This is a genomic window from Bacteroides faecichinchillae JCM 17102, from assembly GCF_000614145.1.
GTDB lineage: Bacteria > Bacteroidota > Bacteroidia > Bacteroidales > Bacteroidaceae > Bacteroides > Bacteroides faecichinchillae.
Window position 1 is genome coordinate 1 of sequence record NZ_BAKK01000045.1, and the last position, 19,334, is coordinate 19,334.

Here is a 19,334-nt window from a genome sequence, read left to right on the forward strand (position 1 = left end):
TTCGTTTGTTGTAGGCTCACGCCGCCTGAGTGGGTATTACTATTAATTATAGTAACAGTATGATACAACGGGCTTGCAGTTAACTCTTCCATCCCACCGTTTGGATAATGCATGAATGATGAACTTGCCTTTTTCCCCTGGCTGAATTGGCATACTTATACATTGTTTCAACTCCTCATTTGCCATATACATATTGTTTTAGGAAGTATGGGCAAAAGTGTATCAGTATAAGCAGGAATCCGATAAACCACTCCCATTACCTTTACAATAGATCCGGTTTAAACCAAGCTGTATATGTCTCCTGTCAATATTGCCAGATAGTCCTTACCCGGTGAATATGATGGATAAGCCGGATGATTACAGTCGGTTGTAATGACATCAGATTATAGAATAAGGATCAGTATTCATAAGACCGACAAGGCAACAAACAAGCGGATGTTCTTATTTCCTATGATTGGTTCGGGTTGGTGGCGGTTGGTTTCAGTTGGCAATGCGGTGTACAGGGCTGTACAATATTGTTACTTAGATATGAGAAAGACTACGGAAGATGGTATCAAGCATACTGAATAATGTTTGTCATCCAATATATAAAATCCAGGTGTGAGGCTGTGAAGTAACATGGGAACCTATACCAGTGAAACGATATTCCCATACTTTATCATCGGTTCACTGTTCTAAAATTAGAGGCGGTAAAAAACTGGAAATGATGAGGAATGAATACGGGCAACAGTAAAGGGTGCCTGGAAAATAAACGGGAGGTAATATACAGGCCTTCTCCCGGTAAATCATAGGCACTCCATTCTTGCCCGGTGATGTATGGCATATAGTCGGTTTACCATCATAGGAGTATATAAAAACAACAATAGCCAACTTCTCCGGATATGAGATTTTAGCTATAGACTCATCTTCAGCGAAATTTATACAACCACATCCGACACTTTATCGTGTAAGACCAAAGTGTAAAACAGCTTTTAACTCATTACCTGAATAGCTGCTCAAATCAGCAGTTTCTTCCGGTCCAAAATACTTAAAACCTATTTAAATTAAAACTGCCCCTTTATAAGAGGCAAACCCGTTGTGCGCTTGAACATAGGTAATATTGAAAGATTCAAATAGAATTTTATCTTTTAAGCCAATGTTTTGTAAGCCAACTCCGCACCGGTTCATCATATAGCTTAAAGGCTGCCCATGCTAAGCCTAATGCCATGAGAAATGTACAGATACCCACCATGATATGTGTGCATATTGGTGCGCCAAGGTGACGCTGTGCCCAGCTGGTATGCATATAGATGAGAGGGTAGTGTGTGATGTAGAGTGGAAAAGATATTTGTCCTAAAAATACACAAACGCGCGAAGTTTTTTTACCTTTTAGTAAACTTCCCGCACCTATAGAAAGAATGAGTGGAAAAGCAAACAGAATGCAAATCAGCTGGTAGATACCATCAATGATTTTATTGTCACCACCAAGCACAGGCACACAAAGCACAACCAATACCATGAGTGAAGTATAAAGAAATCCACCTCTCTCTATCTTTATTGTCTTGTCAAGTCTAGAAAGCAACAGCCTATCAAGAACGGGTAGAACAAGCGGACATAGCCAATATAAACGTGTTCGGCTGTAAAGATAAATCCACCTACAACAGAATAGCTGTTCCAGTCACTTTCAAGTACTCCCCACAAATTCAGACGGAGACAGCAGTCGGTAGTAAGTAATGCACAGAAAACAACAAGAAAGCCAAGTGCCACTTTACTCAAATGGCGAAAAAAGAGTGCATAGAGTATGTTTGCTACATATTCGAACATCAGTGTCCAGACCGGCCCATTGATGCTGGTCAGTTCACCCCACCCACGAATATCCATGGACTGGGGCAGTGGAATCATCAAAATCATCAGCAAAGCCTGGAGAAGTACCATCCACCATACAGCTTCATCCACTTTACCAAAGAGTTCAATATCGCCAGAATAATAAAACAAACATATACCGATTAATGCTCCCAAAATCACCATAGGATGGAGTCTCACCAGTCTGCGTTTGAAGAAATGCCAGAGTGTCATTCCGGTTTTATTCTGTCTGGTTTGCCAACGGTTGTCATAGGCATAGCCGAGAACAAATCCGGAGAGTGCAAAGAAGAAATCAACCGCCAGATAACCATGAGCAAAATAACTGCTGATAATATTTTTTGGATAACATTCCATTAAATGATAAAATACAACTACTATTGCTGCTATGCCTCTCAGACCGTCAAGAATCTCATATCTTGGTTTTGATGATAAATAATTTGAATTCATAAATTTATTAGAGTTATATCGAATAATTAATGCATTCTTTGACTTTTTTGTAGTTTAAAGTTCAATAAATGTTTTACGACAAGATTCCCACCGCCAGCCATAGTTAAGTTCCTGAAGCAACAAGTTTGACTCCCGTAGAGTTTGATGCCTTGCTAAATACTATAATCATATAAATAATTAAAGCAGCCATGTCAATAATTTGATTAACAGTATCAACTGGCTACTTTTGATAATACAATTTTTAGACAATGTGGATTATCTAAAGATTTTGATAAATCACACCTATTAGGCATTTACCATCTCTTTTCCATCTTCAGTCATCAATATGACTGACTGTCGTCGGTATGGATTTCTTCATATTATACAATGTATGAAGCTTGATGTCTCCCTTTTGATATATAAGTACGAATCAAGTACGGTTTAGATATAGTTCAAGTTATTCAAAAAAACATCCGATTTATCTTACTTATTGTAAATATACGGAGTTATATGCCCAATATCTATCTAAAGATTCTACTGAAATAAGTCTTCGTCTGTTCGGGACGTTGACTCATACGCAAACGCCACACCAATTCCCGCATATTAATTACCTCAAAATGATCATCTAACTGTGCGGCACATTGTTTAGCAGCAGCAGCTCCATAAGCATCATTTTCAAAATGACTCCAAGCATGCACACACACTGCTGAGAAGCTTTCTGTTTGCACCTCATCTTGCAGTTTTGAAGCTATGAAAGCAGGAGAGCCCTCACGTTCGTGAATTCTATCCCAAAGAGAATATTTCACAGTGATGACAGGAATATCGTAACCGTCTTTATTCGTTACCCAAAAGATTTCTCCCTCGCCACCTGCATATGGAGAATATTGCAAAGCAATAATACCTTCCAACCGGTTGTTAGCATCCACATAAGCTTGATAAGCTTCTTGAGCTGCTTCCGATTTCACATCCATTGCCATAACTCCCAACAAACCAACATTGTGTCGACACATATAATATGCTAAACGTTCTGCTACAATCTTAAGATTGTTTTCCCTATTCCGGTCTTGGCTATATGTATCTATATAATAATAACCACCGCCCAGCATTTCTATAAGGGAACAACCCGACCTCTTCAGATTCAGTAAATAGTTGTTTTGTATAGGAGAGACCATTGCCAATGTAGAAATAGGTATTCCATATGACATCTTCACATCCTCAGCTTCAGGAATATTATAATAGCGAGGAACAAAGCTTTGCATCATCCATTGAATATTGTCACCATCGGAAAGGAAAAAAGAGACATAGTTTTTTTTCTTATTAAAATCAATATCTCGTGGATCAAACTCCTCTATTATAACCGAAGGCGGACATTCTTTATAAAGTAATGACATAAGCGAATGATTATAACTCCAGTCACAAGGAATCATCGGATGTCCACTTCTAGATACGCGAGCCACAAACAGGTCTTCACTTACTCCCTGTTCCCAGCCATACACAGGAGCATTGGGCTTTAACCATGCGAGCACTTCCTCCAACAATTCTATATTTTGTCCATCATTAGGGGTTCCTTGTGTCCGATTCAAATTCAATACAAACAAATTGTTCTTAATAGAAAACTCACGCAACTCTCCTGTCTGTACCGGCATGATAACTAAAGCTTCATTACTACACTTATCTTTGAACTCACGCCAAGCATCTACAGTAGTTTTACGGGTTGCATCATATCTCATCCGATAACCTGCTTTCTCGTAAAAGTCTTTATCACGCACATCTACAATAATCGAATTATAAACATGCGAAGCGACAGAAGCCACAATACCACTCTCTGGATTTCCTGCTACATCCGTCAATACATATCCATCGAACATCCCCTTCAGCTGAATACGCAAACCGTCCACCAATGGATAATCACAGCATGCTAATTCCACTCCATCCCGTATGCCTTGTTCTCGAATTCCCATATCTTCCAATGCTTTTCGAGACAATTGATAAGAAGCTATTCCATCATAATCATGTAACCAAACTCCTATTTCACTTTTCCCTTCCTCTACCGCACGGTTCGTCAAACCCGCTAAAGACTGACATAACAAGTGATATTGTAATCCACATTTTCTATCGGTTTCGTCTACACTGTTCCGACTATCTACAGAGATTACTCCTACGCAATTCCAATATTTTTTCGGTTTGTGTTTCATTTCGGACATATAATGCCACTCCTGCTCCAACATCATTTCGGGTATTTGCCAATTTTCGGAAAGACGATAAAAGGTATTACCACCTACTGCCTCCAATAATCCTACAAGAAGCAACAAGACACTAAAAATAAATTTCATACAACAATTCTAAGAATAAATAAATACTATCAAGTCCACAAACCATCTGCCATGCCAAATAAAGCCGAAGTACCACCTCCACATTAACAAAGGGAAAAAGGTACTTCGGCAAGCAAATAAATCAGTATTCACCTATTGAAAACGGCTATCTTGTACCTTAATTACAACTGTATTTCAAACACTTGTGAATAATTATATTTAGCTTGAATACCTTCTCCCAGCTTTTGGGGTAAAGCGCCGATACGAAAAAAGTATTTCTGCCCAGCTTTCAACTTCTTTCCTTCATCTGAATTCAAATCTAATATCAGTGTGAAGACTTTATTGACATTCTCGCTATTGTTCTCAAAGTTGACATTATCACTTTCAATGTTAACATCTACATGTGCCAAATTGAAAGAATTCGATGGATTCTTATCCGACTGAGCAAATAATGCTATTTTTTCCACCTGCCCTATGCTATGCCCATACTGCAATTTAAAAGTAGCGACAATGGCATTATTTTCTTTCTTCACCACTGATTCTTTGATACGAATATTAGGAATCACCCTAAAATCAAGTCTATTTTCACCCTTATTGAACCGATATGCTTTGATAGTATCCAGTTTTACAAAATTTCCATTGTTCATGATAACATCATAAATACCGGAAAAAACAAGATTATTTCTATATTCTCCGTTCAGCATAAGCTTCCATTGCTGCACTTTGCGAATAGCATATCCGTATTCTATCACCTGAACACAAGCAGCGTCACCACTTGTTCCAATCTCCTGCTGAATCAACTCTCCTGTTTCTGCATCAATCACTGCACCGTATACCTGAGCATCCGGACCATCAAAGTTATCAAGTTCACACCCAGTCATAACACATGCCGCACTGATGCCGGCTATTATATATTTTAAGCTTTTCATACTCTGTCTAATTAATAATTTAAGGATTCTGAATCATTTGATTAATGGCATTGCGCGGTACATCTTCATAATATTCTGAAATAGAATAAGTATTAGGCCCATTCAAACTTACTCCTAAAGTCGTCTTACGTATAAAAATCAAAGCGGGATTCTCTTCGCGCAAATCCAACATGGGTACCAAAATGTCATGAGAGAAGTTATTCATTAACGTATGCAGCACTCTCCAACGGCGCAAATCCCAAATTCGAATATTTTCAAAAGCAAGTTCTACCATACGCTCACTTCGTATATTTTCTCTTGTCAATTCAATTTCATTGGTATGAGCAGCTCGTTTACGGATATCATTCAATGCTTTGGTAGCAAGGTTCTTATCCCCCAAGCCACTCTCGCACACAGCTTCCGCATAGTTCAACAACACTTCTGCATATCGGAATACGATATAATCTACTGTTGTCTTATGATATTGGGCCGGCATACTCTCACTTATCATTTTTTTCATGAGAAAACCTGACATAGAATGAGTTCCATCTCCTGGCCAGAAGCCCGACACCTGATGTTTTTCACCTCCTAAGGTATAATAGGTGTTGCCATCTTTTCCAGTCACCGTAGTCGGAACACGATATAGTTCTGTACCATCCTGCTGAATCACACCACCCTGCATGATAATTTTAGTACCCTTCCATTCCGTCCCCGGAAGAATAATTGAAGCCCACAAACGAGCATCTTTGGCTTTCTTCTCGTCACCATAAGCAACACCATTAAACAAATCATAAGGAGTATCCTTGTTCACCTTGATATAATCGCTATATCCGGCATCAAAACCTGCATTAGAATAGTTATCATTAAGACGAGTCTTAACTTTAGCGTTCGAACGCACACCTGGAAGATCTGTATAGTCTTCATAAGCATCTACCAAATTCAATGCCGGAGACATTTTCCCTTGGCCCTGGGTCTGATAAGGTTCGATGAAATAATTTAAGCTACTGGCAAAACCAGAACCTTCTTTCACAATACCTTTTATGAAAATAGCCTCTCCCTCCGTCTGATTAGGATTAATAAAGATATTACGGTAATTTTCTTCCGCTTCTTTGGGATTAGCAGGATTGGGCCTATAAAGTTGATGACTCGATTCTGTCATGATAGCCAAAGAAGCATCTATACAATGTTGGTAGAAATAATCCGCATGTTCCGGCTTCATTCCTGCCAACCCCAATGTCACGGCTTCACCCTCCATTGGTGCAAGCTCACCAAATTTTGCAATAGAGGCAGCGTACAAAGCAGCACGTGATTTCAGTGCCAATGCAGTCCATTTGGTTGCCCGTCTGTCCGAACGTTCGTCCGGAAGTTGGCTAGCCGCAATATCGCACTGTTGCATAACATAATTCCAAGTATCAAACTCGGTACTGCGCGGTACTACCAGCGCATCGGGATTTTCAGGGTCGTAGTCTTGCAATTCTTTAATCAGAGGTACTCCACCAAACTTCTCTGCCAGATAAAAGTACACATAAGCTGTTGCAAAAGCTGCCTCACCTTCCAATTCTCTTTTTTCACTATCCCGAATATCCAATGTAGGGATGATACTTTTCAACAAATTAATATTACGCAGAGTGGCATAGCCATGATTGAAATAATCGGCACGAATTACATACCCTGGCGATTGCTCACCCCACTGGCTTTGCACAGCTTCTTCGCAAATATTAGCGTACCACAATAAACCTATATTTCCTGTAGGATTATTAAAACCACCTTCTCCGGTTGTGCCAGGCATAAACATATAATCTTCGATAGGCAGATCACGATAGATGGTCGCCATAAAAGCTTTTGCACCATTAGGATTATTGAATAATTCATTAGGCGTAAGCTTGTTATTTGGCTCAATATCCAAAAGTCCTGTACATGCTGTACATACAACTGACAGCCCTATTATCAAATAATATCTTATATTTTTCATTTCTAACGTACTTTATTTAAAAGCTAAGATTAACACCAAAATTGATTGAAGAAGACAAAGGATAATTCATCATACGATTATCTTGACCGGCTGTTTTTTCAGGATCCAGTTTCAAGTCTTTCTTCAGATAAGAATCACAGAATGTAAAAATGTTATAGGCATTAACATATACACGTAAATGCTGTAAACCTACATAACTAGCAAAACGCTGTGGCAGTGTATAACCTACCTCAATACTTTTCAGACGGAGATAACTTCCGTCCACGGTATTGCGGTCTGTCTCTTGTGCATTATTACCCATCGGATTGTAATTTGAAACACGAGCAGCAGGATATTTGCCTGGAATCCATTTACTATTTGCATCAAACGGATCTTCACGATGCCATCTGTCATATAAATGAGCAGAAGAGTTACCTTCCCAAGAAGCATAATTACGCAAATTGTCCGGTATTTGTATGGAGTAGCATGCCGCTCCTTGGAACAAAGCCATGAAATCAAAGCATTTCCATCCGGCAGTTAATGTAATACCATAATTCAAAGCAGGCATATTCAATCCAAAATATTTGGGCTCCATATCATTACCATCTATATATCCGTCACCGTTCAAATCTTTCAGATAATAATCACCTGGCAAAATCATAGTATTGCCACGATCACCGCTCTGCACCGGTGCATTGTAAATCTGATCATAGTTCTGGAATTGCCCTATTGTAGTATATCCCCAGCCAATACCACTCCAACGACCTTCAGTGGCTGATTTCCACTTATCCCAACTACTTTCATACTCTCCATGTACCTGACGAATCATTTTACTACGTGCAAAGTTAAAATTTCCTTGTATACCGTATGACACTTGTCCAACTTTATGTCTGTGTCCGATACTGAATTCAATACCTTCTGTCCGGTCGGCATTTAAATTTTCTTCCGGAAGTGAAGCACCGAATGTATTAGTCAGTTGACTACCTCTAGTTGCCAACAAACCATCTCTGTCACGTCGATACACATCAAATGTAAAGTCGAGTAATCCGTCCCACAGAGTCACATCTACGCCCAAGTCATAGGTACGGGTCGTAATCCAAGTCAAATTTTTATTGATAAGTGCCGGAGTCTGCACATCATTGGTTTGCACACCATCTACAAACTCATACCCTTTGGTTCCCATTATAAAACCTTCGATAAACTGGAACTCATTGCCTGCATCAATACCTGTTTCACCATACGAAGCTCTTAGCTTCAAATTACTGATAAATGGTACATTCTCTTTTACGAAAGCTTCTTCCGACATCCGCCATCCAGCACTTAAAACAGGGAAGAATCCCCAACGACTACCGGGTGCATAACGATAAGAACCATTGTAACGGAAAGCACCTTCAAGTAAATACTTACTCTTGTAATCGTAATTCAAACGCCCCAAATAAGAAATATTGGCTGTCTCTCCGTAACCACCCGAATTCTGGATGTTAGATTGAGAACCTAAATCTAAAATAGGTTTGGAATAGATATCATATTCACGGGTTGCCGACATATTATCATTCCAACCGTGGTTCATCTCGTACATACCCATCAAAGATATATTATGGTCTTCAGCAATAGTGGTACTATATGAAAGTTGGGCTTGTATATTGAGATTATTTCCATTACCCGCACTTACATAAAGACTGCTCGGGTCGTTGATAGTCTTCGATACATCATACGATTGATTCGGACTATTCCAACTATATAGCTGATACAACTTTCTCTCATGTGTAGTACGGCTATCACTAGCATCATACGAGGTCATCAACTTGGCTTTCAACCCCTTTATCCAAGGTACATCGTATGTCAGCGTAGCAGATGACTGCATACTTCTACCTCTGTTCGAATTCAAACCGGTAATATCGCCGTTCATAGCAGTTACCGGATTATCCTGAAAAGGATAGGCAGCATTGAAATATTCAGGATTATTATTAGCATATACACCTGATGTAGGGCGCATCAAAGTTGATTTGAACATCAATTCAAATATTCCTTGAATTGGAGCATTTGTCACATCATATCTTCCCGAAACATTTACTTCTGCTTTCAGATACTTGGAAAGTTGTGCTGTAAAGTTGCTGCGCATAGTATATCTCTCGTAATTAAAATCTCCGCCGCGAGTCAAGTCACCATCACGAGCATATCCAAAACTAGCATAGTACGTCATTTTATCACTACCACCTTCCACAGAAAGTGTATGTTGCTGACTACCAGCGCTCTTTCTAAACACAGCATCCAGCCAGTCCGTACTCTCATAACCCGGTCCACCTTCGCGCCATTTTGCCAGCTCTTCCGGTGTAGTAGTGGGGCCTGTACCCACATTCATTGAAACTTCATTCGCAATCTCTGAATATTGATAAGCATTCATAACCTCCAACATAGAAGTCGGGAAGATAGCAGTAAATGAGCCATTATAGCTAAAACGTGCTTTGCCTTGTCTTCCTTTCTTTGTAGTGATAATTACCACACCATTAGCAGCATTCATACCATAAATAGCAGCTGCACCGTCTTTAAGTACCGATATACTCTCAATATCTTCCGGATTCATACGTTGAAATTCGGAACCACCATCGCCACTATCACGAACCACTCCATCAATAACATAAAGCGGACTACCGAAACCACGTATCTGCACCATTGAACTAAATCCACCCGGCTGACCGTCTTGTTGTCTAATTTGTACACCTGCAATTTTTCCTTGTAGACTTTGGGCTACACTGGTACTCTTGGTAGTCAATACTGTTTCACCACTTAATGTAGAAATAGCTCCTGTAAGAGTCTGTTTTTTTTGAGTACCATATCCCACAACTACAACCTCATTCAGTACAGCTTCGTCCTCTTTTAGAATTACTTTCGCAAAGCTTTCTTTCCCGATCTTTACTTCTTCTGTTCTAAAACCGATATAAGAAATCTGCAAAGTGGCACCTTCTGCCAAATTTTGCAACCTAAACTCACCGGACAAATCTGTTATCGTATTTTGTCTCTTATCTCCTTTTACTATAACAGTTGCTCCAATCAGTGGATTACCTTCCTGATCTACCACCAATCCTTTAAATTGTACTTGTTGCGCATAACCTACCGCACAACATAGTAACATCATACATCCCAACAGGATGCGTGCCAAATAATTCGTGTGTTTTCTCATATTAACAAAAGATTTTAATATTATAATTAATAAAACATCGTAAACTCAATACTTCTCATTTACCATCTTAGAAATCAACAAATCTTTATTATTCCATGCTCCTTAGGCATTCTATTAAAAAACTAACAACTCATTTCATAACGTAGCGAAAATCATGTTTGTCGGCATTCGGGAGAATAGGACTCTCTAATCTGTTATCCACTATTTGATCCCAATATTGACTCAAATCCAAAACTTTGCCTTCATCTACTACAAATTCTTTGATCTCAATCTGCCTTTTCTCCGTAGTAGGAAGACCAGCCGGTTCAGATATTATTTTAGTAAAACTGATCTTATCCTTACCATACTTTTTCGTAATCTTCAGTTTCAGCGATTTAGTCTGAGGATCAGCAGTTACTACTCCCCAAAAATTAGGATAATACAGAGGAACGGAAACAAGATTATCATCCGTTATTACTGGAGCTAACCGCAATTCTTTTTGCAGAACATTAATACCTGCACCTGCCAATACATCTGTAGAGAACCAAGTAACAGGAGCCGTCATATAAGTAACATCGCTGGGATTCCACAAATTTTGTGTCCAGGTCCATCCTTTGCGCAGGTGTACTAGTTGAATATGTTTCATTATATCCATAGCGTCTGCATAGAAACCTGCCTGCATTCCTGTGAGTGCCGTATAGCTTTCCAGGTAGAAAGGCCAGCATTGTGACCCACGATTATCTATTCCACGTCCCAAATTAATATCCCAAACCTTATTAGCATAGTAATCAGCCGTTTTAGAAAGAGATATTTTGCATTGAGAATGATAGATGCTTTCACTATATCCATAGGATATACATCTCCCCAACCGCAATAACGGCTTAGGAACTGCCCTGCCAATTGTCCGGTAAACAATACATTATCAAGCCTTTTAGAACCATCAGGTTCGCAACCATAAGCAAAGAAACGTCCATTCCACAGTTTATCAATTGCTTCTTTCTGAGATACAACAAACTGTTTTTGAGCCTGCTCAACCATTTTTGCATCGCCAATACTTTTGCCTATGGCTTCATAAGCTTTCAAAGTTGTCAGCCACACACCTGCATAATAGGAATACAAAGGCGGATGAGTAAAATCATCATAGGTAGTAGGACCAATAGGAATCGTACTGCCAGCCGGAATGCGGCTATACAAAAACTTCATAGCTCTCTTCACACCAGCTAAATGCTTTTTAAGATATTGCATATCACCTGTCTGTTCATAATCCTTAACCAACTGGATTATCCATCCAGAAGCATTATCAAGCATCCATCCTTTTTCAGTAGGAACACGTCCACCTTCACTGCCCATACCTACATAATAGTGTCCGATGAAGTGAAGAATGTATCCCTCCGGATCCATAGAGTCTGCAAAAATATCCATCTCGGAACGATCCAACTGGGTGAAGAATTTCTGATAGAAAGGATGAGCACTCAGACGTTGATCCATTGTTCCTCCAAATCCTCCCATTGCACCTTCATTGACCATTACATCACCACCTTTAGTCAATACCATATTGGTATAAATCACATATCCGCTATTTATCAACTTGAACTTATACCAGTCAGGCAGTGTACTTTCCAATATAGGCTTCTGCCATTCCAACGTTTGCTGTATTATTCGTTGCCTATTAGCGGCTACATAACCCACCAAGGACTCTATATCCTTAAAGTAATTATGATAGTATTTGTTATAGTCAGCTCCACAAGGCCAGTAGCTTCCGATTGGAGCTGCAGCTTCATCAATATGCAGTTCAGGTGCATACCATGCAAGCATAAACCGAATCGTTTTTTTTTCACCAGCTTTAAGTGTTGTCTTCACAGCTAATACAGAGGCAGAAGAAGATTGCCCTTGCTTCGTCAACAAAGTTTTAGAATTTTGTGGGGCAAACTCACCATTGGCAATAAACTGACTCCAAGCATCTGAAGTTTTACCACATGCAGGAAGATAAGATACATTCTTTTCACCCTCTACCGCAACTATTACTTTGTTCACATAGTTCTGAAAAGTGAGTTTCCGAGGTTGTAGACTATCTGCCACACATTGCATCAAGCCTGTTAAAGTGCCCTGCTTATAGGGTTCTACAAAAGTTTCAGCTTTTTCTCTAAGAGCCCAGTTTTCTCCATTATTCAAACTTGCTCTTCCTTCGCTAAGTAATTGTCCATTATCAAATCCTCTCAAACTGTTAGGATCATTAAACAAACCGATAAAGTCTTCCCAAGAAAAGGCCAACGCTGCTTCCATATTTTCTTGCGAGAACAAATCTACTTCGAACCATACAACTGGCAGTGAAGAGTCTTTCACATTGTGAGGAACCAGTCCTGAGTAAGCACGAATCACAGGAGATACAGACAAATTATTATCCGCATAACTTAACTGAACTGTTGGAAACAATCCTTTGTATTGGGTGTGTTTCACTCCCTCCATCCCGTATTGTTTTTTAGTATCTCTGACCAGACGGACTGCTTTCTTTTCATTTCCCTTTCGCATCCATAAAGAGAAAAAAGAAGACTCTGATCGTTTGATAGGAGTGTGAATATTATTTATTCCAATACGGGTAAATTGTCCACTGGGAGCTAAATTGATATTTCCCACTCCAATTCCTCCTAATGGAACTCCACTCACATCTTCATGGTCTTTCAATGAGAAATAGTCATAGTCAGTATCTCCACCCAATATTCCATTCTGGAAACTGAATTTGGTATTTGCTTCATTTACTCCATAATCATTTTCGTTCTCATTTTGCCCATACGAAGCAACTGCTCCAACAAAACAAAACATTAAAGAAACAAAGGTCCTTTTATTCATACATGTGCTTTTTAAATTAATAATAAGGTTACAAAACGACACTGCTTTCACTTGCGTTTCGAAAGCAAAAATAAACATCAATAGATTACAATATCGATTACATTATGGTTAATAAGCGGTTAATTATGGAGTAAAATTGATTAATTCACTCCATAATTAATAAAATCATGCTGTATAGCATAATTTGAAAGAAAATGAGGATAAGCAACAAAGAATCACTGGAAACTCATCCGCAAATCATTATGGATGATATCCGAATAAGATAGATGATAACTGCTACCCATACTTTTACTAAATTCCGCAACATACAGATAGTACCTTTTCATCGCCTGATCTTCTCGTTTGAGTTTATGGCAACTGTTTAAGAAATACCACAAGGCAGTACTGCTCAGAGAGTCTATTTTCAACCAAATATCAGCTAACTGAATGACTTGTTCATACTCTGCCTTGAAATATAAATTTTCCAGTTCTATCATCAAAATCTCGTGAAGTTCAGATTCCTGATCACTTTTGAAAAAATCAAATATAGAATCGTCAATAGATTTAAGAAACTTTCCACGAGACAATACTTCTATTAATGACTGACTAATCTCCTGAAGTGAATTGCCTTGCTTTATACGCCCCATCAAAGAAAGATAATCCTTATAATCACAATAAAGATTATTAGATAACTTAATGGAATAATGGCCGTTTATGTAAAGCAGTTCTGCTCCTTCTACATCATTTAATATCTTTCTTAATCGGTTAATAGCAACTCCCTTAAGGTTTTTGGCACTGCTTGCTTCTTTTTCCGGCCATAACAATCCATATATATAAGATGAAGTAATCCCCTCCTTTTTTCCTATACTGTTCAATAGAATAAGGAGAAATAATTGCTTTATCTTGGAACTGAATAAATGCGTAATATTCCTGCCTTTTTTATCCAATACCGTAAAATCACCAAACAAATACAGAGTATTAGTAGGAAGTGACTTTTTGCCTTCCACCCGAACCGATATTCGGTTCTCTTCAAACATTACAGGAAGCGTCTGCTTACTTCTCTTTTTTATTCTAATACAAAATAACAAAAACAACAATATAAATACAGCAACTACTATGACATAAAAATATAAATAAGAGTTCTCTCCGTCCTTATATACACATAATGCATTTGCAGCAATGGCAGGAGCAGACAAAGAATAGAATCGGATTACAGACGATTGTCCTCCATGCTCATCAAACTCTTGTGTACAGCAATAAAACTCTTCTCTCTCCGCACTATAATACAAATTTGCATTCGACAATATGGCTTTAGACTCCATCGGCACTGCATTCCCCAATACCTCATAAGAATCGTCTAACAACGAAAACTTATAAAGTTGTAAATAAGAAGAAGCTTCTTGCATGGGATAACACAATGTATAGAAAGATGTCCCATCAGCAGATAGGACCTGATTTCTGACTGGAACAATATTAGGACCTTTATACGAATAGTCTCTTATTTTTGTTATAGTAGAATCTTGCAGATTTATTTTATAAAGGTCATAATAATAGTTTTTCCCAAGACTCTGATCGCCACTTGGATTTCCAGTACCACCAAACAACAACAACTCACCCGATTCTAATGCACCCATAGAAGAAAAGAAACGAGGAGCAACAAAATCCCCCTTCAAATGCATTGTACTCCAAGTATTTTTATCCAAATCATAGACTTCCAACGTATTAGCATATTTACGCAAGCCAAAGCCGCCAAAAATATAATACTTGTTATTAAGAGTATCTAAATATGAAGAATGATGATGCCTTTGTGAAGACAAATGGGCAGAGCTCACTTCTTTTGCTTCACCTGTAGCTAAATCCAATGAACAAACAGTATATTCATTCAGAGACTTATCTACCTCATAGATATAGACAGAACGTGTATCCGGACAAAAGAAATTTGTTCCCAAACGCATCTTAACCGGTAAACCAGCATGCTTATACCCGCTCCAGCTATTATGGCGTAAATCTAATGTATACAAAGAATCGGCATTAAAATAAACAAAGTTACCCAAATTAGTATCATAGCTATAGCCAGCTGTTGTTTCGGAGCTATGAGAGTAAAGCAAATTCCAATGATAAAATCTATTTATCAACCACACAGGATTAATAGCTTTACCTCTGACCTTGCCTTGTGTATCATGCACCAAAGTCCCTATACTTTCATTCAATGGAAAAACAAATTGTTGATCGGGAGCAGAAACAACAAGGTTTCGAATAGCAAAAGAAGGTATTTCCTCAGAGAACTTGCTACTTCCAAACATAATGGAAGGAGCCATTTCTTCAGATAAGCCTAAATTTCCGGTTTTGTATTCACGATTACCAATAATCAGATTCACCGAATCTTCTTTAAACAAAAATGTCATTTTTATTGGTATCCAACGCCTAGAGCCAAGTCTATCGTTACAAAGAGTATCTACCACTTTACACTCTTTAGCTTCAATGTTAAATTTTAGAAAACTCCGCCAAGCATTATCATAAGAAAAAACAAAACTATATGTATCAGCCTCTTCTTGTTTCGTGTCATTCAATCGAAAAACATAACCAAAGGAAGTGTGATCCAAAATAGCTAGATCATAAGATATAGACAAGCTATCCTTAAACGTCAAAGGCTTATCACCAAAAACAGAATAGCTTGTCTTCTGAACAGTTTCAGATTCATATGTATTAAATTCAATTCCCTGAGCATTCCCCCGAAAGCATACAAAACCAAGTAGTAGTATAAATATATATTCATCTTAAATCATGTAGTTATCCATTGATTAAAAAAGCAAATATAAAATAAAAGAACCGGATTCATGAAATATAAACCCGGTTTTAACATGTGTTCTTAGCTTTAGTTCGCCATCTCTGAAATAAATTTGATGCGTACCGTTAACTTCCAAAACATGAAAAGGAGATATAAAATATTGCAGGTTTGACTTGTTATATCCAATTAAACAGTAAATAGACAAAACTACCTCCTCCTCAGCAACCGATATTTTGAACGTTTTACACCCCTGAAAGCTATATTTACACCCTTAAAGTTGACATATACATTGTCCGTTCATGTCCCTTGCCTTTGAAGTATTAAGGTATGAAACTGAGGGGATATACGCTTTATAATCATTCAGCCGGTAAGGATATCATAACTCTTTGCTGCTGTACTGACCAATACTTAATACAACATACAACAGCTGGTCATAAAGAGGCGATGAGTATAGGATATAAGTTCAGCATCGGTAGAAGGGTTATCTCAGTATCAGTACAGAAACTAATCCGGTAACCGGACTCTGTATTGGCCACTCATCCACTCTATTCATTATTACCCGTACGGATTTGGGATGAAGTGTTGGTTATATGGCTACTTGGAAAATGGAATAATGTAAAATATTTCATATATCATATAATACTATACCCGTTCTGTTGGGCATGAAAAGACAGTCTTTTTTCTTATATTTATATTATATATAGGTGGGTAGCGTTTTACACACTCTAGGGATAGATAGTTTTTCATCGCTTAACCAATTAATATTCAATTCAAAAAGTCGTATCATGTTGTATTTTTCAAGGAACCGTATTTTGAACGTTTACCCGCCTGAAATATAGAGTTTACCCACCAGCGAATGATATTTACCCCCCTGAAAAAAGAAAAAGGAGGGCACCTTTCGTATACCCTCCTTGGTTCGTTTCATCTCAAACCGTTTCTTCTCTCATATCTTTTGAAAGCATTTTTTACGCTGTCCCGGTCCACTCCGATCATCTTTGCTATCCTCCCGTATCCCAACGGCTGGCCGTCCTCACCGGGAGTATGCCATAGAGGATACCAGCATTCAATCTCCTCGTCCGTCAGCTTACGTCTGAGGGGTAAGCCGGCCATTTTCTCCATCACCGGATATGCTCCCTTATAGTATTTGTGGAGGAAACGTTCCATGCAGTGGTTGGCAATATATACGGTCAGTTTGCAGACTGCCTTGCGCATCTTCGGATTGTCCTCTCCCGGCTCTCCGGCGAGCATGTGCAGCACGATGGCGGCATGGAAGGCAATGGTGGCCATGCGGGGGGAGACCATTCTCCTCATCCTGTCATCAGCCTTCTTCTGTTCCCCGATCCAGTTGCCCAGCGGGCCATGTACATAGGAGAGGTCGGTAAGATACTCGTCGGCGGGAATGTCCGTGCCATCCTCCGCAGTCCTGAGGCAGTATTTCTCCCGCCATTCCCCTAACTGGTCGCGCATTCTCTCAAGTTCCTCACCCTCCGGCAGATCGAACTCGGGAACTGAACGGTCCTGTTCGGGAATCGCGCAGAAGCAGATACGGGAGGCGGTGCCGTTCTCGTAGTCCTCATCCGTAAAGAAGCGTCTGACAGCTCCGGGAGTACCGGTGAAGGTATAGTTCAAACGGACAGAAAAATCACCGCGGCAGTCATCACGGGTATGCTTGTTGTCCAGGGAGACGGCCTCACCGGAGAATGCCTTGCGTAGCAGGTCACTCGAGAATCCACCACCTTTCGAAGCGGATTTCCGTATGGTGTCGATCTCCGTTTCCATTGCATAGAGGGAAAGACCCCGGCTGTTGGCGATGACCTCCATCAGCCTTGCCTTTGAAATGTCGGTACCCACTATCTGGACAATCCGGTCTGTCCTGCCGGTTCTGGATTTTAGCCTGTTGTCCATGACCACCCTTTGAAAGAGGTCCTGCTCATACACGTCCTTGAACACACTCTTTCCTGAACCCTGCCCACCCTCGATAATCACCTGCAGGCTGGGTGAATGATACCGTCCATCCAGATATCTTGCCCGTACATTTGAGAAGGCCAGTGCACCGTAGCCACCGAGCAGATGGAAGAGCATGGCAGGCCTGAAACCTTCAGGACAGCCGTCAAGAATGGTACTGATGTGGGGGATGGCAGAGTGGCACGGCATGGGGAATTCCCGGTTGAACCATTGCAGCCATTCTCCAAGACTGACATCTTCGTGCGGGTTCTGCTCTTGCCCCGTACTTTTCCCCATTGGACCGAACTCCCGACGGATTTCAAACAGAGCACGCGTCTCGTCAATCTTTACCTGGCTGAGCCCTTTTGCTTTCCGGATGTCAAGGTCGCACTGCTGTTCAACCTCGTCCTTTTTGATCCTGCTGTTCTCGCATGCCTCATCCTTCCTAATTACGCTTTTCTGTTTCTCGTTCTCAATCCTGGCCTTTCCCAACTTCTTCCTGATTTCGGGCAATACGAACAGCCCGACTGCAACCGTGATGCCGACAACGGGACCACCGATTTTCCAGAAAGATGAAACGGTGCCCTCATAGCTCCCTCTTACTCCACACAGTCCTACACTCGCTCTCGCTTTAATGGTGGAAGGGGCACTTGCATTTGAAAAATTTCTACTCATAATCAATGTGATTTTTTAAAGTTGATAAATCTTGTTTAATTACTGCATCGTCCGTCGGGACTGTCAGACAGACCGGAGACTTCACGTTTTTGACGGCCTGCCTTCTGTTGACATCTGCCAGATGACGGTCCACGGTTACCAATGAGACGACATACATGGTAGCGATTTCCCTATGGGTCATCCCTTTCTTCGACGCCAGATACCATTCTCTCACCATGCCACGGGTGACTTTTGTTCTGCTCCTGGTACGTTTGGTAGAGAGGGGAACCTGTGATGGCACAAGCTCTTCCGCATCATTTCCCACCTTATCAATTACGGCAGGTGTTTCCACTATCCGACCGTATCTCTTTACAGACCTCTTATAGGCCAATATACCGGCAAGACCGATGACAGCCATGCCAAGTTCCATTAGGAATATTCTTTTAATGTTCATAATATTAATTATTTATTGGTTATAATAATACACTCAGATTCGATACCCCGACCGCCACTGGAGAAAGAT

At 39.9% G+C, this 19,334-nt stretch carries 12 protein-coding genes; 1 reads left to right on the forward strand and 11 read right to left on the reverse strand.

Features of this window, described 5'->3' with window-relative positions; all coding sequences use genetic code 11:
* Positions 1–435: 435 nt before the first annotated feature.
* Entirely contained in the window at positions 436–570 is a 135-nt protein-coding gene (locus tag JCM17102_RS31895; protein ID WP_275564415.1) for a hypothetical protein, read from the forward strand.
* Positions 571–1,120: 550 nt separating this feature from the next.
* Here JCM17102_RS31895 and JCM17102_RS32255 read toward each other — a convergent pair.
* The 11 genes from JCM17102_RS32255 to JCM17102_RS17400 form a co-directional block, all read right to left on the reverse strand.
* Positions 1,121–1,561, reverse strand: a complete 441-nt coding sequence (locus JCM17102_RS32255) for an acyltransferase family protein (RefSeq protein ID WP_306302486.1) — start codon at positions 1,559–1,561, stop codon at positions 1,121–1,123.
* Positions 1,534–2,289, reverse strand: a complete 756-nt coding sequence (locus JCM17102_RS32260; protein WP_306302487.1) for an acyltransferase family protein — start codon at positions 2,287–2,289, stop codon at positions 1,534–1,536. The genes JCM17102_RS32255 and JCM17102_RS32260 overlap by 28 nt, the downstream gene beginning before the upstream one ends.
* Positions 2,290–2,789: 500 nt before the next feature.
* A complete protein-coding gene (locus JCM17102_RS17360) occupies positions 2,790–4,601 on the reverse strand; it encodes a GxGYxYP domain-containing protein (RefSeq protein ID WP_025076066.1) in 1,812 nt (603 codons plus the stop codon).
* Positions 4,602–4,762: 161 nt separating this feature from the next.
* Positions 4,763–5,509 carry a DUF3823 domain-containing protein gene (locus JCM17102_RS17370; protein ID WP_025076067.1) on the reverse strand — a complete coding sequence of 249 codons (747 nt, stop codon included), beginning with the start codon at positions 5,507–5,509 and terminating at the stop codon, positions 4,763–4,765.
* Between the two features lie 19 nt (positions 5,510–5,528).
* Positions 5,529–7,460, reverse strand: a complete 1,932-nt coding sequence (locus JCM17102_RS17375; RefSeq protein WP_025076068.1) for a RagB/SusD family nutrient uptake outer membrane protein — start codon at positions 7,458–7,460, stop codon at positions 5,529–5,531.
* A gap of 16 nt (positions 7,461–7,476) precedes the next feature.
* Positions 7,477–10,620, reverse strand: coding sequence for a SusC/RagA family TonB-linked outer membrane protein (locus JCM17102_RS17380; RefSeq protein ID WP_025076069.1), 3,144 nt, complete (start codon positions 10,618–10,620; stop codon positions 7,477–7,479).
* Between the two features lie 130 nt (positions 10,621–10,750).
* Positions 10,751–11,356, reverse strand: a complete 606-nt coding sequence (locus JCM17102_RS31900) for a hypothetical protein (RefSeq protein WP_275564416.1) — start codon at positions 11,354–11,356, stop codon at positions 10,751–10,753.
* Positions 11,341–13,446, reverse strand: coding sequence for a GH116 family glycosyl-hydrolase (locus JCM17102_RS28210; protein ID WP_275564417.1), 2,106 nt, complete (start codon positions 13,444–13,446; stop codon positions 11,341–11,343). The genes JCM17102_RS31900 and JCM17102_RS28210 overlap by 16 nt, the downstream gene beginning before the upstream one ends.
* Positions 13,447–13,661: 215 nt before the next feature.
* The gene (locus JCM17102_RS28215; protein ID WP_275564418.1) at positions 13,662–16,073 is read right to left on the reverse strand and encodes a Kelch repeat-containing protein; all 2,412 of its coding nucleotides are present in this window, start codon (positions 16,071–16,073) and stop codon (positions 13,662–13,664) included.
* 1,061 nt (positions 16,074–17,134) lie between these two features.
* On the reverse strand, positions 17,135–18,832 hold the full coding sequence (locus JCM17102_RS17395) for a DUF3987 domain-containing protein (RefSeq protein ID WP_025076070.1): 1,698 nt from the start codon (positions 18,830–18,832) through the stop codon (positions 17,135–17,137).
* A complete protein-coding gene (locus tag JCM17102_RS17400) occupies positions 18,825–19,265 on the reverse strand; it encodes a MalT transcriptional regulator family protein (protein WP_025076071.1) in 441 nt (146 codons plus the stop codon). Before JCM17102_RS17400 ends, JCM17102_RS17395 begins: the two co-directional genes overlap by 8 nt.
* Between the last annotated feature and the right edge of the window lie 69 nt (positions 19,266–19,334).